This is a genomic window from Lysobacter sp. Root690, assembly GCF_001427785.1.
Lineage (GTDB): Bacteria > Pseudomonadota > Gammaproteobacteria > Xanthomonadales > Xanthomonadaceae > Lysobacter.
Map to the genome: position 1 here is coordinate 256509 of NZ_LMHM01000017.1, position 19722 is coordinate 276230.

Genomic DNA, 19722 nt, shown 5'->3' on the forward strand with positions numbered 1-19722 from the left:
TGAGCCAGACCCAGCCTGGGTCGCTGGTCGCGGCCACTCGGCGATCAAGCCGCGCAGGCGATGCCTTTGAGCAACCTCGGGCGTTTCATCGCGGCGGTCGAGCGGGTCACGCCGCAGGCCGTGCAGCAGGCGGCGCGGCGATCGTTCGACCCGGATGGCGCGAGCATCGTCGTGGTCGGAGATTCCAAACGTTTCGCCGATGAACTGCGCATGGCGCATCCGCGGGTCGAATCGATCCCGGTGAGCGACGCGCTGCGCTGATATGGACGCACGAGGCTGACGCGTGGTGCATCGGGCGCGCGCGCACCGCGGCGCGATCCGGCGTGGTGCGAATTCGGAGGCTCATGGGACTCAGCCGCGTTCGTGCGGCGGCGTCGCGATGCCAAGCCTTTCGCGGCTCCGCGGCGGACGCTGCAATCCGATCGGTACGACACCCGCGTCGATCGATTGTTCGCCGGATGGGACTGTCTGTAGAGATTTCGACACCCGCGACGCGGCCGGGTCTGCGATATGGTGCGCCCATAACCGCACCGCTTGGCAGGGCGCGTCGACGAGCGACGTGCGGCAACGGCCATGCGCTTCATCATCAGGATATCCAATGACCGACCCTCACCTCGTTGTTCCCAGCGTGCAGGCCGCCAGCGCGGCCGCGCCGTACCGGGTCGAGCTGCGCGACGACCTCGGCCATGCGTGGCAAGCCGACGAACCGGCCGATCTGGGTGGCGGCGATACCGCGCCGTCGCCGGAGCGCTTGCTGCTGTCGAGCCTGGGCGCCTGCACCGCGATCACCGTGCGCATGTACGCGGCGCGCAAGCAGTGGCCGTTGAACGACGTGCAGGTCGAGCTGCAATTCAATCCGAACGGCAAGCCCGAGGCTGGCACCGAGTTGACTCGGGTGATTTCCTTGCACGGCGATCTGTCCGACGAGCAGCGCGAACGCTTGTTGCAGATCGCCAACGCCTGCCCGATCCACAAGGTGCTGACCGGCGAGGTGCGCATCGCGACCTCGTTGCAGGCGGCTGCGGTGTCGAACGAAGCCGCGCCGACCACGGGCGCTTCGCCATGAGCCGTCCCGAAGCGTCCGCCGAACCGGTACGCAGCAGCGACGGCGCGCAATGCGCCGGCCGGCCCGTCCTGGAACGCATCGCCACCCGTAGCCGTGAGATCGCGCCGGGCTTCGAAGTGCATCGCGCGGTGCCGTCGCGGACCCGACGCAAGGTCGGCGCCTGGTGTTTTCTCGATCACGCCGGCCCGATCCGGCACGGCCCCGGCGCCGGGCCCTCGGTCGGCCCGCATCCGCATATCGGTCTGCAGACCTTCACCTGGATGCTCGAAGGCGAAGTGCTGCATCGCGACAGTCTGGGTTCGCAGCAGCTCATCCGTCCGGGCCAGGTCAATCTGATGACCGCCGGCCGCGGCATCGTGCACGCCGAAGAGCCGCCCGACGGCAACGCCGGCCGCGTGCATCTGGCGCAGTTGTGGATCGCGTTGCCGCAAGCGGAGCGTCACCGTGAGCCGTCGTTCCATCACTACCCCGACTTGCCGATCCTCGAACGCGGCGGCTTCCGCATCACCGTACTGGCCGGCGAAGCCCTGGGCGAGCACGCGCCGGCGCAGGTGTTCACGCCGCTGGTCGGCATCGACCTTGCCGCCGACGCCGCGGCCGCCACCGAGCTGCCGCTCACGCCCGGATTCGAACACGCCGTGCTGTGTCTGCAAGGCGAGATCGAAGTCGAAGGCGAACGCATCGAAGCCGACACGCTGCTGTATCTGGGCCTGGGCCGCGACACTCTGCGGCTGCGCTGCGACAACGCGGCGCGGTTGTTGCTGATCGGCGGCGAACCCTTGGAAGAAGACTTGCTGATGTGGTGGAACTTCGTCGCGCGCACGCCCGAGGAAGTGCTGCAGGCCAGCGAAGACTGGAATGCCGGGCGTTACTTCGGCGACGTGCCCGGCACCACGCTGGCGCGCATTCCCGCGCCGGTGCCGGCCAACCTCAATCTCAAGGCGCAACGCTGATGAAAGCCATCTCGACCGCGCGGGTTTGGTCCGACGGCCCGCATTATCGTCATCGCATCCGCACCGGCGAGCACGACCTCATCGCCGACGAGCCGGTCGCCGCGGGCGGCCAGGACGCCGGCCCGGCGCCCTACGATTATCTGCTCGCCGGGCTGGGTGCGTGCACCGCGATCACCTTGCGCATGTACGCCGAAAAGAAAGGCTGGGAACTGGGTGAACTGCGGGTCGAGCTGACCCTGCTGAAGAATCGCGAAGGCGACACCCGGATCGAACGCGTGCTGCATAGCGACGCCGGCTTGAGCGACGAGCAATGGCAGCGTCTGCTCGAAGTGGCGGGCAAGACGCCGGTGACGCGGACCTTGCAGGAGGGCGCGACGATCGAAACGCGCCGTGGCGATGATGCATCGGCGGCTTAGTCGCGAGATCGCGATGGGCTCGTTGCGTCCAACGGCTTGCGCTCAAGCCACGAATAGCTCGTGGCTTTCGATGTCGGTGCGCGGCTGATCGGCGCGGTAATTCCGGATCGCGCGCCGCGCCGTTTATTTTCTGCGCGCTTAATTGATGATGCTGAAACCCGCCGGCGCCCGCGCCGGCCGCGGCGCATCGCAGTGGTACATGTCCAGGTAGACGCGGGTCGTGGTCTCGCCGCAGACCACGTCGTAGCCGTCGACGATGTGATAGTCGGTCTCGCCGGCGCGCAGGGCCTTGTAGCCCATCATGTCCTCGACCAGCCGGTTGCTGGCGTCTTCGCTCAGATCGTCCGGCAGCGGCGTGCGTTCGCCGAAACTGCCGCGGCGGTCGAACGCCGGATGCTCGCTGTTCGGACAGACCAGCCGGGCGAGGTACTCGTGTTCGCCGCGCGGCTTGCAGACCTCCACGGCCTGTTCCTTGGCCAGTCCGTAGCTGTCGGCGACGGCGACGTTGGCCGGTGCTTCGGCGCGGGCCGCGCTGGTCACTAACAGCAGCGTCAATGCAGCGGTACGAAGATTCATCGCGGCGATTCCTTGGTGGTGGGCGCGGGGTGGGTGCTCAGGTCGCGGGGTCGGCCGGTTAAGGCTAAAAGTGACTGCCGCAGATCGCGCACGAGCCGTCCTCGCCGTCCTTGCGCGGTTTGGCCAGGATCGCGCGGATATGCGCCTGCCGGCGTTTCATCAGCTTGTCGTGCGGCGCGCCGTAGGTCACGGCGAGTTCGTACAGCATGTTCGCGTTCTCGATCGAGCCGCCGACCAGATGCAGGGTCGCCCAGTCGCGCAGCACGTTGGCGACGATCGGATCGGTCGGCTTGACGAACTGGGTGCGTTCGAACAGCTGATAGCTCATCGAGCTTTGCAGTACGGCCTGAGTCACCGGCTTGCCGTCGTTGCCGGCCGGCATGGCCGGCATCGGCGGGACCAGCGCGTCGCCGAAATTCACTCCGGCGATCGAGTGCTTGGCGAGGTAGTTCGGGTCCTGCGCCAATGCGATCTTGCTTTCGAGAATCCGCGCATGCAGCCATTCCGACCCCAGGTGGGCGTCGTTGTTGCGGCGCATGCCGATGCGGATCCAACGCAGCGCGACCTGGTCGTGTCCGGCCAGCTCCAGCGCGGTGCCGAGGTTGGCCGCGGTCTGGTAGCGTCCCGGCGAGGAGCGCTCGATCGCCAGGAACTGGCGGATCGCGATCGGGTACTGCCCTTGATAGATAAGCAGCACGCCCAGGTTGTTGAGGTGCTCGAAGCTGGGCGTGGCGCGCGCCTCGGCGATCACCTCCCTGGCCCGCTCCATCTGCCAGCGCCGTCTCACCTGTTCGGTCAGGTGCTCGCTGAGTTCCTCGCCGACGATCCAGTCCGGGGAGAACGCGTGTCCCTGGTGATCGGTGCCGATGTAGTTGATGCACGCCTGCGCGGCGGCGGCCGGCAGCAGCAATGCGGCCAGCAGCAGTGTCCTTGCGATCATCGCCTTCCCCCTGGGCCGCATCCGGCGGCCGCTTGCCGCCACGTTAGCCATTGGCGGGCTCGAAGCCAAGCGCCGCGCGGATGGGTTTTTGGTTGCCTGGGTCAGGAGGTGCGGTCGAGTGGTATCGCGAGTGCCCGCGGTGCCGCGAAATGCGACCGATCGCGGCCGAGTCGGGCGCATGCGGTGGGTATGACGACGAATGCGCCAATGCGCCGCAGCGCCTGGGCCGACAGCGGCCGCTTCGAATCGCCTGTCGCTGGCGCTACCCCTTCATAGCGCAGGTCAGTGAGACGTTATAGAGCGGTGAGCGCCGCATGAGTTCGAGATAAGAACGGCGTAGGCAACCCGTGAGCATTCATGGCGAATCCGCGCTCAACATGACTGAATACGCGAGTATTCATTTCGCGTTTGCATGTGCTGGCCACAATCGGAACCTTCTCAAGCAGGAGCACACCATGAAACCGATCATGCTGGCACTGGTCTTGGCCATCGCCGTTCCGGCCGCCGCCACGGCGCAGGAACCGCAGGCGCAGACGTCGCTGACCGAACATCAGATCCGCACCCGCCTGGCCGAGCAGGGCTATACCAAGGTCAACGATCTCGATTTCGACGACGGCGTGTGGAAGGCCGATGCGCGCAGCGCCGACGGCAATCGCGTGCAGGTGCTGCTGGATCCGCGCACCGGCAAGGTGTACGCCAACGAGCAAGTCACTCAGTTGAGCGAGCGCGACGTGCGCGCCGCGCTGTCGAGCGCCGGTTACACCGACATCCACGATGTCGATTACGACGAGGGCATCTGGAACGCCAAGGCCGAGGACACCGGCGGCCGCGACGTGAAGCTCAAGCTCGACCCGCGCAACGGCAAGATCTTCGGCGCCGAAAAGAACTGATACGGCCCGATCTCACCTGATGATGGCCGCTCGTAATCCGGGCGGCCATCGTCGGCGGTCTGGCATTAGCCGTCCCGGACCAGGCGGGTCGGTGCGAACAGCGGCCTGCGCCGTTGCTACACTGACTGCAGATCCGCTGCCGCGAACCGCGCCATGTTCCAGATCGGCTATATCGAGAGCCGGGGCAATGGCCCCCTGGGCGAAGAGGAGACGCGCGTCGTCGGCGAGCTGCAGCGACGCGGCATCGCCATGAGGTTTTTCACCCGCAAGCAGATCGACCGGCGCAGCCTGCCGCTGGACGAAAGCAGTTTCGTGATGGGTGCGATGCCAGCCATGCTCGGCGCCATCAAGCAACTCGGCATCGAGGTGCCGCCACCCAATGACTATCCGCGGGCGCTGCGCGATCTACTGCACCGCGAGGTCTGGCAATCCACCTTGGGCGAGATCGAACAACGGATCTGGGACGACTGTCAGCAGCCGGTGTTCGTCAAACCGGCCGAGCGGATCAAGACCTTCACCGGCAGGGTCTTCGAAAGCAACGCCGATCTCTATTTCCTCGGTTCCGCGTCGCGCCGGCAGAAGGTGTGGTGCTCGCAGGTAGTGAAGTGGCGCTCGGAGTTCCGCGCCTATGTGATCGGCACCGAGGTGGTCGCGCTGGATCCCTACGATGGCGACGCGCAACTGGTGCCATGCGCCCGGACCATCGACGAAGCGGTGCGCGCCTTTCGCGACAGCGGCGAGGCGCCGGCGGCGTACGCGATCGATTTCGGCGTGCTGGTCGACGGCCGGACCGCCCTGATCGAGGTCAACGACGGCTATGCGCTCGGGGCGTATCGGATCGCCGCCGCGCCGTATACCGATCTGTTGTTGACGCGCTGGGCCGAACTGCTGTCCAGGCGCCGGGTGCCGGCACGTGAAACGGCGCTTCCGGCCGGTTGAGCTGTGGGATCGTGGGGGCGGCCCGAGGATCGCGGCGGCCGGCACCGGAACCGGTGCGAAAATTTTTTGTCGGGCTTGTCGATTCCCGCAACCGTGGCTCGTCGCTAACAGGAGCAGGCAGTAAACGCAGCGTCATCCAGGCCTGCGCCGCCCGCCAATCCATCCTCACCAACCAGGACCCTCGCCATGACCACCCACTCGCAACTGTTCGTCAATCTGTCCGTCAAGAGCCTGCCGCGCGCGGTCGAGTTCTACACCCAGCTCGGCTACAGCTTCAATGCCAAATTCACCGACGAAAACGCGACCTGCATGATCGTCGGCGAGAACATCTTCGTGATGTTGCTGGTCGAGCCGTTCTTCCAGTCCTTCACCAAGAAGACCCTGGTCGACGCGAGCAAGCAGGTGGAAGCGCTGATCGCGGTCAGCCTGCCCGGCCGCGCCGAGGTCGATGCGCTGGCCGAGAAGGCCGCCGCGGCCGGCGCGACGATGCACGAGCCGAAGGACTACGGCTTCATGTACCAGCGCTCCTACGACGATCTGGACGGCCACACCTGGGAAGTGTTCTACATGGACCCGGATGCGGACCCGAGCGCGGCGCAGCAGTAAGCCATCGCGCGATCGCGGCGCGCGCGGCGGCGCGAACGGTTGCGGCCGTTCGTTGCCGCCTCGATCGGGCGGCGCGGCTTGAAGCGCTCCCGCGATCCAAGCGCGGCAATGCAGGAAACGAAAAACCCCGCGCGATGCGGGGTTTTTCATGCGGTCGATATCGGCCGGTTGCGAGGTCGGCGCGATTACGCGCTCGGGCTCTTGAATTCCTGATACAGCCAGTCGTCGATCAGGCGCTTTTCGTAGCGCAACGGATCGCTGTCGGTGCCGGTGCGCGGCCCCATCAGGAAGCTCATGTCGCGCAGGGTGCGCTGGCCTTCCTCGACGATCTGGCCGTTGGCGTCGGTGCGCTTGAAATTCAACACGATCCGCGGCGGGTAGATGTCGCGGATGAAACGGGTGTCGTCGAACTGCGGCCCGTGCCAGGGCTCGTAGTCGCCGGCGCGCTTGATGTCGGTGATGTCGACCTGCAGGGTCTGGCCTTCGGGCAACCGCTTCTGCGCGCGGGTGCGCAGGTGCTGGGCGAGCTGTTCGACCCAGTTGCCGCGGCGCGCGTCGAAGCGGTTGCGGCTTTGGCGGATCTCGGCGAAGTTCGACGGATCTTCCCAGCGCACGCTGACCGGGCCCTGCTCGGGCAGGCTGCGTGGCGCGGCGGGATCGGTGACGGCGCGGGAAGCGGCGCCGACGTCCGCGGCCGCCAGCACGGCGACCGACAGGGCGATGGCGAATGCGGTCCGGAGGTTCATGACGGGCTCCGATGCGGTGGGGACGCGTCGATTGTCCGCCTCGCCACCGGCACTGCATAGCGGCAATGCGTTAAACGCCGCGGCCGTTGCCGCGAATTCACGATCGTCGCGCCGCCGGGCCCCGATTCATTCGCAGCCCTTGCCGTCGCCGTCGCGGTCCAGATGCGGGCCGTAGCCCGGGTCGCCGCGTCGCACCGGAGCCGCGCCGGCAGCGCGCGCCGCGCTGCAATTGCGGTAGTAGGCGGCGCCGGATTCGGCCGTCAACGCCGAGGGTGCGAGGCCTTGCGCCGAGGCTGGCCGACGCGGGCGCTGCGTTGACTCGGGCAGCAGCGACGCCGCAGCGGCGGTGGGGCCGCGATGGCAGTGATAGCCGCCGCGCTTGCGGTCGTGATGGCAGCCTTCGGCATTGAGACCGCCGCCGTGTGCACCGGCCTGCGTCGCGTAACACAGCCCGATCAGCGCGAGCCATCCGATCCGTACCGATGTCATCGTGTCCCCCTGTCCCGATCATCACGAGACAGGGGTTCCAACGCGACCCGGCACGGGCGGCGGCCACGCCTGCGCTCAGGGCGAGACTTTGACGCGCGGCGAAAAGTCGGTCCTGCGCCGCTCGCGGATGCGGTTGCCGTCGTCGCGGCCTTCGACCAGTTCGTAGCCGAGCAGGGCGAACACCCGCTCGCCGATGAAGATCGGCCGCGCATTGCCGTACCAGTCCACGCAGCTGACCTTGCAGCCGTCGTCGACGTTCGGGTCGCTCTTCGAGCTCAGTTGGCCCAGCGCGCTCAGCGTGAGTCGCTGGTTGCGCAGGAACAGCACGCTGGCCTGCTCGCGGTCGCTGTTGTCTTCGCTGAGCACGGGCAGGCCGAGAATGCCGCGCTCCTCGTCCTGGGCGCGATAGAAGAAGCCGTGAGTGCGTTCGTCGCCCTGTCTGGCGTCGCGTTGCACGTAGGTGTCGGCGACGCGCGCGCCGCGGTGGAGGCGGACGCTGCTGAAATACAGATGATCGTCGACGTCGTTGCCGCCAACCAGCACCGCGTCGTCGCCGAGCGCGTCGACGCGTTCGACCTGGTGCTTCAGCGCCAGTGTGGTGACCGGAGCGGTATCGGCATAACGCAGGGCGTAGGCGCGCAACGGCCGGGCTTGGTCGTCCCAGTTTTCGCCGGCGCCGTACACCAGCCAGTCGCCGATGAAGCGCGCATGCATGGCCGCGTCCAGCGCATTGAGTTCGGGCAGCACGCGGTAGGCCTTGCGCGCGGCGACCGCGCGGCCGTCGCCGAAGCTGTCCAGTCTGACCCGCAGCAAGGCCAGTTCGCCGGCGGTGCTGCGCGAGGACCACATGCCTTCGCCGTCGCTTTGCGAGCCGACCAGCACGTTGAGCCAGCCGTCGCGTTGCAGGAACGACATCTGATCCCAGGGCGAACCGCTCGCGCGCAGGCCGGTCGGCGCGGCGCCGTCGAGCGGAATGCGCAGGATCGCGGCATTGGGGCCGCTGGATTTCAGGTTCCAGTTCAAGGTCCAGACATACACCGAATCCTCCGAGACGTAGAAGCTGCGGCTCGCCGGCCCGAGCACCGCGGTGGAGGTGCAGCGCATCGGTTGGGCATCGAGATCGCACGAGGCGACGGTATGCAGAGTGAGAAAGTCGTAGCCGACCGGCGCGGCGCTGCGGTAGATGCGGGTCGCCGGCAGGATGCGCTTGAAGTCGGCCGGGGTGACACCGCGATGCCAGTGGCGCAGCGCCGGCATCGACTGGGCGAGATCGCTGCCCGGGTACAGTTGCAGCGGCGAATAGAAGATCAGGGTGCGGCCGATCAGGCGGCTGGCGTAGTTGCTGGCCGAGTAATAGTCGTTGCTGCGCAGCTGATAAGTGGCGCGGTACTTCAATAGGCCTTGCGCGGTCAGATCGAACACGCCGACCTCGGTGCCGCCGCGGTCGTAGCTGTAGCCGATCACCACAACGGTGTCGCGCGAGACCAGCATTTCGTCGTACCAGGTCTCGTTCGGGTCCGAATTCGGCGCGAAGGCGTCGATCGACGACACCGGTTGCAAGGCGTCGCCGCCGATGCGCACGGTGAACAGGCGGCCGCGACGCAGCACGATCAGGTAATCGCCTTGCTTCTTGACGATGTCGCCTTCGTCGACGCCCTGGGTCTGGACGTTGGTGATCGATTCCGCGGCTGGGGGGCCGATGCGCGAGCCGGTAACCTCGATTCTGTCGAGCGTGGTCGATTCGGCCTTCGCCGACGCGGGCGATGCGGCCTGCATCGGCGCCGGCATCGGCGCGACCGGGGCCGGCGGCGGCGCAGGCGCCTCGCGGACCGGCTGGCTGCGTCGCAGGGTCGCGACGAACGCGCGGAATTCGCGCTCGCTGGCGAACGGGCGCAGCGTCTGGGTCTTGCTGTTGGCGGCGGTCGCGGCAGCAGCCGGATCGGCGCCGAGCGAAGCGGCGAGGGCGAGCAACAGCCAGCAGGCCAGGTGCGGCAGTTTCATGCGGACATCCTTGTAGCGTTCGGGCGGTGGGCGAAGCGCGTTGGCGACCTCGCGATGCAACTGCGAACGCGCCGGGTTGAGGTTCGGGGTCGATGCCTTGTCGCAGCATCGACCTTTCGGCCGGATCGGTCCGTGCAGCGGGTCCGTCCGCTTTGCTTATAACGCCAGCAAGCCGGCATGCGCCGGCTTGCTGGGATGGTGCGCGGTGGTGACGTGGTGCCGGCGACTCAGGCGTCGAACGCGAGCCGCACCTGTTCGAAATCCATCACCGGGCGCACTTCTATCCGGCCGGTGCGGCTCCAGGGGAATTCCTGGGCGACGCGGACCGCTTCGTCCATGTCGGCCGCTTCGATCAGGTTGAAGCCGCCCAGATACTCCTTGGCTTCGGCGTAGGGGCCGTCCATGAAAGTGGTGCGGCCGTTGCGGGTGCGCAGCGAGGTCGCCTTGGCCGGCGCGGCGAGCATCTGCGAATCCAGCAACACGCCGGTCTCGCGCAGGTCGTCGGCGTGAGCGATGCAGCCGCGCATCATGGTTTCGTATTCGCCGGCGGGCAGGGCTTCGATCAGGCTGTCGTCGTTGTAGATCATGACCAGGTATTTCATGGCGTCCTCGTGGCGGGCGGGGGAGGCGGCAGCGCGGGGCCGGGGCGCATGCGCTCGGCGCCGAGGATACCGCCATCGGCATTGGGTGCAGCAGTGACAAAACGCATGCGCTGGCGGGCGTGCCGGTGGGTGAGCGGGTCGAGCGGCGCAGCCTGGGCCGCGCTGGTCTCGCAGGTTGCGATAGGGCTCGAAGTTTTTTGTGGCAGGGCTTCAGTCCCGAGGCTGGTCGCTCAGATCGCCGGGAAGTACGAAGTCGCTGAGCGAACAGCGTCGGAGCTGAAGCCCCTCCCACAAGAGCGCTCGCGGCGGCGACAATGCATGCCGCACCGCAGCGAACCCTTGCCCGATGTCCGACGCATTCAACTGCCGCCCGATCGCCTACCTGCGCTCGCCGTATGCGCAGCGCATCGATGCGCCGCACCAGTCGACGGTGGTGCAGGGCACGCAGAGCGGCGAGGCGATCGAGGCGCGGCTGGAATTCGTCGACGACCTGCCGGCGCTGGCGTATGCCGATCTGCAAGGGTTCGAGCGCATATGGCTGATTTTCGCGTTCCACCGCAGCCAGGGCTGGAAACCTCAGGTCAAGCCACCGCGCGGCGGGCCCAAGCGCGGGGTGCTGGCCACGCGGTCGCCGCACCGGCCCAATCCGCTCGGGCTGTCGGCGGTGGAACTGGTGCGGGTCGAGCCACAGGCGTTGATCGTGCGCGGCGTGGATTTGCTCGACGGCACGCCGATCCTCGATATCAAGCCGTACGTGCCGTACGCCGATGCCTTCGCCGGATCGCGCGCAGGCTGGATCGACGAAATCGATGCGGCCCAGGGCCGGCATTCGGCGCCCGGGCCGAAGCGGCCGCGCAAGGTCGCGCCGGCGGATTGAAGACGGCCGTCACCGGGTCGGCTGCAATCGGGATGAGTGTGGGCCTGACGAACCTGTGTGGTGGAAGCCGACAGCCCCGCTTGGACACGACGTCCGAACGCCGCGACCCGCCGTCTCAGCCTGTGGGACGAAGACGTGGATTCTGTGTGCCGATCGGCTTGACGCTTGCACCTTCGGGTTGTAGTTTCCTGATTGGTTAATTAGCGGGCCGATTCATACGCTGGCGGTTATGCCGGCATTCGGCCGCGGCGCGCGGACCGCGGCTTGGCCGTGGCCGGCGCGGTTATCCATGCTCAGGAGTTCGACATGACGTCCGACGGTTCCGGCACGCTCGTCGTCGCGCCCGCGCGCACCACGCATTGCATCGACGAACGCGGCATCACCGTGCAAGGCCTCATCGACGCGCCGAGCGATGTGGTGTTTCTCGGCTGGACCGACCCGATCCATCTCGCGCGCTGGTGGGGGCCGCGCGGTTTTCGCGGCGTGGTGCGGCAGATGGACGTCGCGGTCGGCGGCCGTTTCCGGATCTGCACGGTCGGCCCGGACGGCAGCGAGTACCCGATCAAGGGCCGCTATGAAGAAGTCGTCGAACCCGAGCGGTTGGTCTACGTCGACAATTGGGACGACGAGCGGCCGTCGCAGCCGTCGCGGGTGAGCGTGCTGTTCGCCGGACACGGCCCGGAGCAGACCCTGCTGAGCGTGCGGATCGAGTTCGCCAGCCAGGCCGAACGCGAGGCGGCGCAGGCGCGCGGGATCGTCGCGGGTTGGGGCGAAAGCTTCGAACGCCTGGACGCGTATCTGGCCGAGCGTTGAGCGCGGTCGGGCCCATGCATGCAACGGTGCATCGCATCGGTATGAATCGCGGCGTCGTCGCATCGCTCTACCCTGCGCCAGCCGTACACTGACCGCCACGCACGCGATCGCGATGCGGTGACGTGCCGCTGTATCGATACACGACCGCATCGCATCACGCTTCCGCTCGACCGTCCGTTTCCGGCGCAGCATCGCCACGTACCCTTCGCCACGGAGAGTCCATGCCGTCCGATTCCACGTCCGTCCGTCCATCCGCCGCCCACGCCGCGGATGCGTCCTCCATCGTCTCCATCCAGGGTCTGACCAAGACCTACGCCGGCGGTTACCGCGCGCTCAAGGGCATCAACCTGGACATCCGCCGCGGCGAAATCTTCGCCCTGCTCGGCCCCAACGGCGCCGGCAAGACCACCTTGATCAGCATCGTCTGCGGCATCGTAAATCCCAGCGAAGGCCGGGTGCTCGCCGACGGTCACGACATCGTGCGCGACTACCGCGCCGCGCGTTCGGCGATCGGGCTGGTGCCGCAGGAATTGCACACCGATGCGTTCGAGACCGTGCACGACACGGTCCGCTTCAGTCGCGGCCTGTACGGCAAGCCGCCCAATCCGGCGTACCTGGAAAAAATCCTGCGCGAGCTGTCGCTGTGGGACAAGCGCGGCGAGAAGATCATGGCGCTGTCGGGCGGCATGAAGCGGCGCGTGTTGATCGCCAAGGCGCTGTCGCACGAGCCCAGCATCCTGTTCCTCGACGAACCCACCGCCGGCGTCGACGTGGAACTGCGGCGCGAGATGTGGGCGATGGTCTCGCGCCTGCGCGACAGCGGCGTCACCATCATCCTGACCACCCATTACATCGACGAGGCCGAGGAAATGGCCGATCGGGTCGGGGTGATCAACCAGGGCGAGATCGTGCTGGTCGAGGACAAACGCGTGCTGATGCGCAAGCTCGGCAAGAAGCAGCTGAGCCTGCAACTGCAGTCGCCGCTGGACGCGGTGCCGCAGGCGTTGGCCAGCGATGCGCTGACCTTGTCGGACGACGGCAACGAACTGGTCTACACCTTCGATGCGCAGGCCGAGGACACCGGCATCGCCGCGCTGCTCAAGCGCCTGGCCGAGCACGGCATCGAGTTCAAGGACCTCAACACCAGCCAAAGCTCGCTGGAGGAAATCTTCGTCAATCTGGTCAAGTCGCCGCAGGCGGACAGGAATCCCGCGGGCAAACCGTCCGCGGCCGATGCGAACGGGGAGGTGCGCGCATGAACCTGTATGCGATCAAGGCGATCTATTTCTTCGAAATGCATCGCACCTTCCGCACCCTGATGCAGTCGATCGCCACGCCGGTGCTGTCGACCTCGTTGTACTTCATCGTGTTCGGTTCGGCGATCGGCTCGCGCATGGTCGAGATCGGCGGGATCAGCTACGCGGCCTTCATCGTGCCCGGCCTGATCATGATGTCGCTGCTGACCGAGAGCATTTCCAATGCGTCGTTCGGCATCTACCTGCCCAAGTGGTCGGGCACGATCTACGAACTGCTGTCGGCGCCGGTGTCGTTCGTCGAGGTGATCTGCGGCTATGTCGGCGCGGCGGCGAGCAAGTCGGTGATCCTGGGCTTGCTGATGCTGATCACCGCGCGCTGCTTCGTCGATTTCGAGATCGTGCATCCGGTCTGGATGGCGGTGTTCCTGGTGTTGACCGCGGTCACCTTCAGCCTGTTCGGCTTCATCATCGGCGTGTGGGCCGACGGCTTCGAGAAGCTGCAGATGATCCCGATGATGATCGTGATGCCGCTGACCTTCCTGGGCGGCAGCTTCTATTCGATCGACATGCTGCCGCCGTTCTGGCGCGGGGTCTCGCTGTTCAATCCGGTGGTGTATCTGGTCAACGGGTTTCGCTGGAGTTTCTACGGCAAGTCGGACGTGGACATCGTCTTGAGCGTGGGCATGACGGCTGGGTTCATGGTGTTGTGCCTGGTGGCGGTGTGGTGGATCTTCAGGACTGGGTACAAGCTCAAGAGCTGAAGTTGTCCCTTCTCCCGCGGGCGGGAGAAGGTGCCCGAAGGGCGGATGAGGGCGGCTCCGCTGCTAGCTGCACTTGCGCGCGCCCTCACCCCAACCCTCTCCCGCAAGCGGGAGAGGGAGTAGATGCGGCGGGAGAGGGAGCACGTGCGGGCAGGCGAGGGAGCAGGCGCAAGAGGCGGCAAATCCGCCGCTCCCGATACACCCGGAGTATGCTTCGCCGATTCCGGACCGGCCGCGTTGAGCGCAGCGCCGCCGTCGCGCCGGAAGCCTGCGGAGAGTCCGGCGGATGCAGACCAATCAACAGCAACTCCAGCGCGGCCTGAGCGAGCGCCACATCCGCCTGATGGCGCTGGGCGCGGCGATCGGCGTGGGCCTGTTCCTGGGCTCGGCCAACGCGATCAAGCTCGCCGGTCCCGGCATCCTGCTGGCCTACCTGCTCGGCGGCGCGGCGATCTTCATCATCATGCGCGCGCTCGGCGAGATGGCGGTGCACAACCCGGTCGCCGGCTCGTTCAGCCGCTACGCGCGCGACTACCTCGGCCCGCTGTCGGGCTATCTGACCGGCTGGAACTACTGGTTCCTGTGGCTGGTGACCTGCGTGGCCGAGATCACCGCGGTCGGCATCTACATGCAGATGTGGTTTCCGGATTCGCCGCAATGGGCGTGGGCGCTGGCCGCGCTGATCGCGATGGGTTCGGTGAACCTGATCACGGTCAAGGCCTACGGCGAGTTCGAATTCTGGTTCGCGATGATCAAGGTCGTGACCATCGTTGTGATGATCCTGGCCGGCCTGGCGATGATCGTGTTCGGCTTCGGCAACAACGGCGTGGCGATCGGCATCAGCAACCTGTGGGCGCATGGCGGTTTCTTCCCCAACGGCGCGCAGGGCGTGCTGATGTCGCTGCAGATGGTGATGTTCGCCTACCTGGGCGTGGAGATGATCGGCCTGACCGCGGGCGAGGCGGCGAACCCGGCCAAGTCGATTCCCGACGCGATCAACTCGGTGTTCTGGCGGATCGTGATCTTCTACGTCGGCGCGCTGTTCGTGATCCTGTCGCTGTACCCGTGGAACGAACTGGGCACCACCGGCAGCCCGTTCGTGATGACCTTCGAGCGCCTGGGCATCCGCGAGGCGGCCGGCATCATCAACTTCGTCGTGCTGACCGCGGCGCTGTCCTCGTGCAACGGCGGCATCTTCAGCACCGGGCGCATGCTCTACAACCTGGCCCAGCAGAAGCAGGCGCCGGCGTTCTTCGCCAACACCTCGGCCGGCGGCGTGCCGCGCGCGGCGGTGCTGGTGTCGGTGGTGGCGTTGCTGGCCGGCGTGGTGCTGAACTACGTCGCGCCCAAGGAAGTGTTCGTGTGGGTGACCTCGATCGCGACCTTCGGCGCGATCTGGACCTGGGGCGTGATCCTGGTGTCGCACATGAAGTTCCGTCAGCGCCTCAGCGCGCAGGACAAGGCGGCGCTGGCGTTCCGCATGCCGATGTACCCGGTCGCCTCGTGGATCGCGCTGGCGTTCCTGGTGCTGGTGATCGGGTTGATGGCGTATTTCCCGGATACGCGCGTGGCGCTGTACGTCGGGCCGGCGTTCCTGATCCTGCTGGTGGTGCTGTACTTCGCGACCGGGATCAACAAGCGCGACGGCGCGGCGGCTTCGGCCTGATCTTCGAGCGTTTAAAAGCCCCTCTCCCGTTTACGGGAGAGGGGTTGGGGTGAGGGAAGCGCGCAGCGCGAGCGCTTTTGCTTTCGAGTACGAGCCAGAGCGGCCCTCACCCTAGCCCTCTCCCGTGAACGGGAGAGGGAATTGACCGAGGGTCTTGAACGTTCTTCGGTACGCCTGGAAAACGCGGGCCCTTACTCGCCCGCGACCGCCGCGCCCTTCACCGGCCCGCTCGCCTGCAAACTGCTCGCGGTCTGCGCCAGTTGCAGGAACTCGCCGCGGTAGCCATTGCGGTCGTCGCCGCGCGCGCCGCGGGCCAGGCCGATCACACCGTTCCAGCCGAAGTCCTGGCCGACATAGGTGCCGCCGCGCAGCAGATCGCCGAACGCGGCGACCGAGGCGGCGAAACGCAGGCGTTCGCTGGGTTCGCCGGCGATGTCCTTGCGCAGCAACGGGGTCTCGATCAGGCGGCTGTCGTTCTCGCCCGGACGCTTGTAGCGCAGCCGTAGCAAGGCCAGTTCGCCGCTCTTCGCATCGCCGGCCGCGGCCTTCGGCGCTTTCGCATCGGCCGCCGCCGCTTCGCTGCCCTTGCCGTAACGCAGCGGATCGACCGACTCGCCGCCGGAACCGACCAAGGTCACCTCGTACAGCGCGGTGACGTCGTGGCCGGCGCCGATCTCGCCGGCATCGACCTTGTCGTTGTTGAAATCCTCGCGCTTGAGCATGCGGTTTTCGTAACCGATCAGGCGGTACTCGGCGACCACGGCCGGGTTGAACTCGACCTGCACCTTGACGTCGCCGGCGATGGTCAGCAGGGTCGAGCCCAACTCCTCGACCAGCACCTTGCGCGCTTCCAATGCGCTGTCGATGTAGGCGTGGTTGCCGTTGCCGACATCGGCCAGTTGCTCGGCCATCGCATCGTTGTAGTTGCCGGTGCCGAAGCCCAGCGTGCTCAGCGCGATGCCGGACTTGCGCTGATCGGCGACCAGGGTTTCCAGCGCCTCCTGATTGGCGGTGCCGACATTGAAGTCGCCGTCGGTCGCCAGCAGCACGCGGTTGATGCCGCCGTCGACGAAGGCCTGGCGCGCGGTAGCGTAGGCGAGCTGGATGCCTTCGCCGCCGTTGGTCGAACCGCCGGCCGCCAGGTTGTCGAGCGCGGCGAGGATTTCGCCGCCGCGGTCGCCCGGGGTCGGCGGCAGCACCAGCCCGGCCGAGCCGGCGTAGGTCACGATCGAGATCCGGTCCTTCGCGCGCAGTTGCGGCACCAGTTGCGCGAACGCCTTCTTCAGCAGCGGCAGCTTGTCGGGTTCGTCCATCGAACCGGAGGTGTCGATCAGCAGCACCAGGTTGGCCGGCGGCAGCTCGGCCTTGTCGACGTCGTAGCCCTGGATGCCGATCTGCATCAGCACGTGCTTGGCGTTCCACGGCGCCGGCGCCAGCTCGGTCGTGACCTGGAACGGGGTGTCCTTGGACGCGGGCTTGGGATAGCCGTAGTCGAAGTAGTTGAGCAGTTCCTCGACCCGCACCGCGTCCTTCGGCGGCAGTTCGCCGGCGGCAAGCATGCGCCGCACATTGGCGTAACTGCCGGTGTCGACGTCGATGGAGAAGGTCGACACGGGTTGTTCGGCGACGCGGTGGATCGGGTTGGCGGCGATCTTCTCGTAGTTTTCGGTGTTGGTCGCGACCGGCGCTTGCTGCAGGAAATAGGTTTCGGTTTCCGAGGCCGACGCGGGCGCCGCCATCGCGACCGATTCGGGTTGATCCATGGCCGGCGCATCGGCGCGGTCGACTTTCTTGCCGCAGCCGGCGACAGCCAGGACGATGGCGATGCCGAGCGCGAGCGCGGCGACAGGGGCGGTACGGGGAGTGGCGCGCAGCAACATGGTGATCCTCCAATGATCGGGTTGTGCGACTTAGGAACGCCGGCCGGGGCCCGACGGGGTTGGACCGTCGGGAATTCCTTGGCGAGGCGAGCGCAACATAAGCAAGCGAGTCTTCGCTTTTCGTTATGACGACCGTCGTTTTTCGTTGGCCCCGGCTGGGGCACAATGCCCGGCCATGAAACGGCCCGCGACGGACAGGCGCGGCAGTCACGCATGATCGACCAGCGGCCCGACACTGCGACCTTGTTGCGCCACGCGCTGGACGCCATCCAGGGCGCGCGCGACGTCGAGGCCGTGCGTCTGCTCAAGACCGTGCTCGAGCGCGAGCCCGACAACCTGCACGCGCAGTACCTGCTGGCGATCCAGCACGCCCAGCTCGGCCTGTTCGAACGCGCCGAGGAGCGCCTGCGCGCATTGTTGACGGTGGTGCCGGAGTTCGTGGTCGCGCGCTTCCAGCTGGCTCAGTTGCTGGTGATGCGCGGCACCGCCAAGGACGCGCGCGAATGGCTGCAGCCGGTGCTGGTCCAGGCCGATCCGCTCGGCGCTTACGCGCGCGGCCTGCTCGCCGCGGCCGAGGGCGACCGCGATGGCGCCTGCGCGACGATCGAGGCGGCCTTGCGCCTGCCGCAGCCGGTGCCGGTGCTGGCCGACGATATGCGCCGCTTGTGCGGGCAATTGCGCGACAGCGCGGTGGCTTGAGGTCGGTGGGGCGAGCCCGGTGAGTCCGGGTGATCTGAGTGGAGAGCGTCGGGGCTGAAGCCCATCCCACAAAAAACTTCGCAGCCACGCGGCTGACTGTGGGATGGACGCGGTTGCGGACGATTGATGCCGATGCTTTTCAGTAAAGCCGCGCGGGTGGCCGACCCACCAACGCAGCGGGCAGTACCGACCCGACAGGCGAAGCAACGAGGTCTCTTGAGGGGCTTCAGCCCCGACGCCTTCCGCTCAGGTCGCCGCGTCGCTTACTTGCTGTCGGCGTCCGGCGCCGGCGACAGATACCAGGCTTCTACCTGGCCCTTGTGCTTCATGGTCATCGCATTGCCGCGACGGTCGAGCGACTTGCCGACCGGCAACCGCACCCAGCCTTCGCTGATGCAGTATTCCTCGACATTGGTGCGCTCCACGCCGTTGAAGCGGATGCCGATGCCGCGTTCGACCACGGACGGATCGAAGAACGGGCTGCGGGGATCGTTGGAGACGCGGTCGGGCGGGGTATCGGTCATGACGGGACTCTTGAGGCGGACGTACGAAAGGGCCGCGGGCGCGACAGCGGCCGGGCGGCGCCTAGGATACGCGCGCCGGGCGGTGCGGCCCAGTGCGGGCGGGCTCGGGCCGACCGCGGACGAGCGTTGAATGCCCGCGATTCGCCGGTGCGCATCGACAGCGGCCCGCGACGGCAGCAGAATCCGGCCATCGCCCGCGCCCGGAGTCGCCGATGAATTACCTGGGCTTGCCCTTGCTCGCGGCCATGCTGTGGCTGTCGCCGCCGGCACGCGCGCAGGGCGTCGACGGCGGCCGTTTCCATGTTGCCGGATTTGGCCGCGTCGCCTATCAGCCGAACCTGTTCGAACTGTCGTTCGCGGTGGTCAGCGATGCCGCCGATGCGAGCGTCGCCCTGCGACAGCATCAACCCGTCGTGGCCGCGGTGCGGCAGGTAGTGCAGGCGCATCGCGGCGAATTGAGCGAACTGTCGGTCGACGCGCCGCGCCTGACCACGCGCAGCGGCGATGAGAGCGGGGCGGGCTATCGCTACTCGACCCGGTTCGTGCTGCGGGTGCGCGGCGACGATGCCCTGGCGCTGTTGCAACAGCAACTCAGCCAGGCCGGGGTCGCCGAATTCGAAAGCCTGCGTCCCTTGTCCGATCGCCTGCCCGAGTACGCCGACAAGGCGCGGCGCCTGGCCTTGCAGGATGCCAAGCGCAAGGCCGCGCTCATCGCCGCGGAACTGGGCTGGACGCTGGACGCGGCCACCGCGGTCAAGTTCGAGGACGATCGGCCGTGGTGGACGCCGCAGACGCCGACCGCGCGGCAGTACGGCGCGCGCGCCTACAACTACGCGGCCGAGGCGCCGGCGCAGACGGGCGAGGTGACCGCGCAGGTCGATGTGGAGTATCGGTATTCGCGCTCGGGCGTCCCGGTGCGTTGATGAGGGCGGTGCTGGCAGTTACGGCCGTCGTCGGAAGCGCGCTGCCCGGCCGGCGTGGTGATCATCGCGATCGGAGAGCAAAGCGTTGGGGCTGAAGCC

At 67.2% G+C, this 19722-nt stretch carries 22 protein-coding genes; 14 read left to right on the top strand and 8 right to left on the bottom strand.

All coding sequences use genetic code 11. The features are described 5' to 3' along the window. Positions 1-60 precede the first annotated feature (60 nt). The 4 genes from ASD86_RS21705 (at position 61) to ASD86_RS21720 (ending at position 2435) form a co-directional block, all read left to right on the top strand. Positions 61-261, top strand: coding sequence for a hypothetical protein (locus tag ASD86_RS21705; RefSeq protein WP_056115730.1), 201 nt, complete (start codon positions 61-63; stop codon positions 259-261). 337 nt (positions 262-598) lie between these two features. Further along, complete coding sequence (locus ASD86_RS21710; protein WP_056115732.1) at positions 599-1066, top strand: OsmC family protein; 468 nt, start codon at positions 599-601, stop codon at positions 1064-1066. Continuing rightward, complete coding sequence (locus ASD86_RS21715; protein WP_082578608.1) at positions 1063-2019, top strand: pirin family protein; 957 nt, start codon at positions 1063-1065, stop codon at positions 2017-2019. The genes ASD86_RS21710 and ASD86_RS21715 overlap by 4 nt, the downstream gene beginning before the upstream one ends. Beyond that, the gene (locus ASD86_RS21720) at positions 2019-2435 is read left to right on the top strand and encodes an OsmC family protein (protein ID WP_082578609.1); all 417 of its coding nucleotides are present in this window, start codon (positions 2019-2021) and stop codon (positions 2433-2435) included. Before ASD86_RS21715 ends, ASD86_RS21720 begins: the two co-directional genes overlap by 1 nt. Before the next feature lie 138 nt (positions 2436-2573). On the opposite strand, the gene ASD86_RS21725 is transcribed toward ASD86_RS21720, so the two are convergent. Both ASD86_RS21725 and ASD86_RS21730 read right to left on the bottom strand, forming a co-directional pair. Then, positions 2574-3011, bottom strand: coding sequence for a hypothetical protein (locus ASD86_RS21725; protein WP_157476997.1), 438 nt, complete (start codon positions 3009-3011; stop codon positions 2574-2576). Positions 3012-3075: 64 nt separating this feature from the next. Continuing rightward, complete coding sequence (locus tag ASD86_RS21730; protein ID WP_157476999.1) at positions 3076-3951, bottom strand: hypothetical protein; 876 nt, start codon at positions 3949-3951, stop codon at positions 3076-3078. Between the two features lie 455 nt (positions 3952-4406). Between ASD86_RS21730 and ASD86_RS21735 the strand changes: the two genes are divergently transcribed. The 3 genes from ASD86_RS21735 to ASD86_RS21745 all read left to right on the top strand — a co-directional run bounded on the left by ASD86_RS21735 (position 4407) and on the right by ASD86_RS21745 (position 6386). After that, complete coding sequence (locus ASD86_RS21735) at positions 4407-4841, top strand: PepSY domain-containing protein (RefSeq protein WP_056115739.1); 435 nt, start codon at positions 4407-4409, stop codon at positions 4839-4841. A 153-nt stretch (positions 4842-4994) separates the two neighbouring features. Further along, positions 4995-5780 (top strand): ATP-grasp domain-containing protein, encoded by a 786-nt coding sequence (locus ASD86_RS21740; RefSeq protein ID WP_056115742.1) that lies wholly within the window; start codon positions 4995-4997, stop codon positions 5778-5780. A gap of 186 nt (positions 5781-5966) precedes the next feature. Next, the gene (locus ASD86_RS21745; protein WP_056115745.1) at positions 5967-6386 is read left to right on the top strand and encodes a VOC family protein; all 420 of its coding nucleotides are present in this window, start codon (positions 5967-5969) and stop codon (positions 6384-6386) included. A gap of 185 nt (positions 6387-6571) precedes the next feature. On the opposite strand, the gene ASD86_RS21750 is transcribed toward ASD86_RS21745, so the two are convergent. The 4 genes from ASD86_RS21750 to ASD86_RS21765 all read right to left on the bottom strand — a co-directional run bounded on the left by ASD86_RS21750 (position 6572) and on the right by ASD86_RS21765 (position 10224). Then, positions 6572-7132, bottom strand: coding sequence for a DUF3016 domain-containing protein (locus ASD86_RS21750; RefSeq protein WP_056115748.1), 561 nt, complete (start codon positions 7130-7132; stop codon positions 6572-6574). 126 nt (positions 7133-7258) lie between these two features. Next, positions 7259-7621: an excalibur calcium-binding domain-containing protein gene (locus ASD86_RS28030; RefSeq protein ID WP_082578610.1), complete on the bottom strand. Its 363-nt coding sequence runs from the start codon at positions 7619-7621 to the stop codon at positions 7259-7261. 75 nt (positions 7622-7696) lie between these two features. Next, the gene (locus tag ASD86_RS21760) at positions 7697-9622 is read right to left on the bottom strand and encodes a beta-propeller domain-containing protein (protein WP_082578649.1); all 1926 of its coding nucleotides are present in this window, start codon (positions 9620-9622) and stop codon (positions 7697-7699) included. Positions 9623-9849: 227 nt separating this feature from the next. After that, on the bottom strand, positions 9850-10224 hold the full coding sequence (locus tag ASD86_RS21765) for a YciI family protein (protein WP_036102411.1): 375 nt from the start codon (positions 10222-10224) through the stop codon (positions 9850-9852). Positions 10225-10570: 346 nt separating this feature from the next. On the opposite strand from ASD86_RS21765, the gene tsaA reads away from it, so the two are divergent. From tsaA to ASD86_RS21790, 5 genes are all read left to right on the top strand, one after another. Next, the gene (gene tsaA, locus ASD86_RS21770; RefSeq protein WP_056115753.1) at positions 10571-11101 is read left to right on the top strand and encodes a tRNA (N6-threonylcarbamoyladenosine(37)-N6)-methyltransferase TrmO; all 531 of its coding nucleotides are present in this window, start codon (positions 10571-10573) and stop codon (positions 11099-11101) included. Positions 11102-11407: 306 nt separating this feature from the next. Then, on the top strand, positions 11408-11914 hold the full coding sequence (locus tag ASD86_RS21775; protein ID WP_157477001.1) for an SRPBCC domain-containing protein: 507 nt from the start codon (positions 11408-11410) through the stop codon (positions 11912-11914). Positions 11915-12135: 221 nt separating this feature from the next. After that, entirely contained in the window at positions 12136-13173 is a 1038-nt protein-coding gene (locus ASD86_RS21780; protein ID WP_082578611.1) for an ABC transporter ATP-binding protein, read from the top strand. After that, positions 13170-13931 (top strand): ABC transporter permease, encoded by a 762-nt coding sequence (locus tag ASD86_RS21785; protein ID WP_056115761.1) that lies wholly within the window; start codon positions 13170-13172, stop codon positions 13929-13931. The genes ASD86_RS21780 and ASD86_RS21785 overlap by 4 nt, the downstream gene beginning before the upstream one ends. 286 nt (positions 13932-14217) lie before the next feature. Then, on the top strand, positions 14218-15597 hold the full coding sequence (locus ASD86_RS21790; protein ID WP_056115765.1) for an amino acid permease: 1380 nt from the start codon (positions 14218-14220) through the stop codon (positions 15595-15597). Between the two features lie 191 nt (positions 15598-15788). On the opposite strand, the gene ASD86_RS21795 is transcribed toward ASD86_RS21790, so the two are convergent. Beyond that, positions 15789-17477 carry a VWA domain-containing protein gene (locus tag ASD86_RS21795; protein ID WP_056115769.1) on the bottom strand — a complete coding sequence of 563 codons (1689 nt, stop codon included), beginning with the start codon at positions 17475-17477 and terminating at the stop codon, positions 15789-15791. A 213-nt stretch (positions 17478-17690) separates the two neighbouring features. Between ASD86_RS21795 and ASD86_RS21800 the strand changes: the two genes are divergently transcribed. Next, entirely contained in the window at positions 17691-18176 is a 486-nt protein-coding gene (locus tag ASD86_RS21800; RefSeq protein ID WP_056115774.1) for a tetratricopeptide repeat protein, read from the top strand. A gap of 263 nt (positions 18177-18439) precedes the next feature. Here ASD86_RS21800 and ASD86_RS21805 read toward each other — a convergent pair whose 3' ends face one another. Then, a complete protein-coding gene (locus tag ASD86_RS21805; RefSeq protein ID WP_036102402.1) occupies positions 18440-18700 on the bottom strand; it encodes a DUF3297 family protein in 261 nt (86 codons plus the stop codon). A 212-nt stretch (positions 18701-18912) separates the two neighbouring features. On the opposite strand from ASD86_RS21805, the gene ASD86_RS21810 reads away from it, so the two are divergent. Beyond that, the gene (locus ASD86_RS21810) at positions 18913-19623 is read left to right on the top strand and encodes an SIMPL domain-containing protein (protein WP_056115777.1); all 711 of its coding nucleotides are present in this window, start codon (positions 18913-18915) and stop codon (positions 19621-19623) included. Positions 19624-19722 lie beyond the last annotated feature (99 nt).

Coding starts and splice junctions, on each gene's coding strand:
- ASD86_RS21705 (WP_056115730.1), top strand. CDS start 61: ATGCCTTTGAGCAACCTCGGGCGTTTCATCGCGGCGGTCGAGCGGGTC.
- ASD86_RS21710 (WP_056115732.1), top strand. CDS start 599: ATGACCGACCCTCACCTCGTTGTTCCCAGCGTGCAGGCCGCCAGCGCG.
- ASD86_RS21715 (WP_082578608.1), top strand. CDS start 1,063: ATGAGCCGTCCCGAAGCGTCCGCCGAACCGGTACGCAGCAGCGACGGC.
- ASD86_RS21720 (WP_082578609.1), top strand. CDS start 2,019: ATGAAAGCCATCTCGACCGCGCGGGTTTGGTCCGACGGCCCGCATTAT.
- ASD86_RS21725 (WP_157476997.1), bottom strand. CDS start 3,011: ATGAATCTTCGTACCGCTGCATTGACGCTGCTGTTAGTGACCAGCGCG.
- ASD86_RS21730 (WP_157476999.1), bottom strand. CDS start 3,951: ATGATCGCAAGGACACTGCTGCTGGCCGCATTGCTGCTGCCGGCCGCC.
- ASD86_RS21735 (WP_056115739.1), top strand. CDS start 4,407: ATGAAACCGATCATGCTGGCACTGGTCTTGGCCATCGCCGTTCCGGCC.
- ASD86_RS21740 (WP_056115742.1), top strand. CDS start 4,995: ATGTTCCAGATCGGCTATATCGAGAGCCGGGGCAATGGCCCCCTGGGC.
- ASD86_RS21745 (WP_056115745.1), top strand. CDS start 5,967: ATGACCACCCACTCGCAACTGTTCGTCAATCTGTCCGTCAAGAGCCTG.
- ASD86_RS21750 (WP_056115748.1), bottom strand. CDS start 7,132: ATGAACCTCCGGACCGCATTCGCCATCGCCCTGTCGGTCGCCGTGCTG.
- ASD86_RS28030 (WP_082578610.1), bottom strand. CDS start 7,621: ATGACATCGGTACGGATCGGATGGCTCGCGCTGATCGGGCTGTGTTAC.
- ASD86_RS21760 (WP_082578649.1), bottom strand. CDS start 9,622: ATGAAACTGCCGCACCTGGCCTGCTGGCTGTTGCTCGCCCTCGCCGCT.
- ASD86_RS21765 (WP_036102411.1), bottom strand. CDS start 10,224: ATGAAATACCTGGTCATGATCTACAACGACGACAGCCTGATCGAAGCC.
- tsaA (WP_056115753.1), top strand. CDS start 10,571: ATGTCCGACGCATTCAACTGCCGCCCGATCGCCTACCTGCGCTCGCCG.
- ASD86_RS21775 (WP_157477001.1), top strand. CDS start 11,408: ATGACGTCCGACGGTTCCGGCACGCTCGTCGTCGCGCCCGCGCGCACC.
- ASD86_RS21780 (WP_082578611.1), top strand. CDS start 12,136: ATGCCGTCCGATTCCACGTCCGTCCGTCCATCCGCCGCCCACGCCGCG.
- ASD86_RS21785 (WP_056115761.1), top strand. CDS start 13,170: ATGAACCTGTATGCGATCAAGGCGATCTATTTCTTCGAAATGCATCGC.
- ASD86_RS21790 (WP_056115765.1), top strand. CDS start 14,218: ATGCAGACCAATCAACAGCAACTCCAGCGCGGCCTGAGCGAGCGCCAC.
- ASD86_RS21795 (WP_056115769.1), bottom strand. CDS start 17,477: ATGTTGCTGCGCGCCACTCCCCGTACCGCCCCTGTCGCCGCGCTCGCG.
- ASD86_RS21800 (WP_056115774.1), top strand. CDS start 17,691: ATGATCGACCAGCGGCCCGACACTGCGACCTTGTTGCGCCACGCGCTG.
- ASD86_RS21805 (WP_036102402.1), bottom strand. CDS start 18,700: ATGACCGATACCCCGCCCGACCGCGTCTCCAACGATCCCCGCAGCCCG.
- ASD86_RS21810 (WP_056115777.1), top strand. CDS start 18,913: ATGAATTACCTGGGCTTGCCCTTGCTCGCGGCCATGCTGTGGCTGTCG.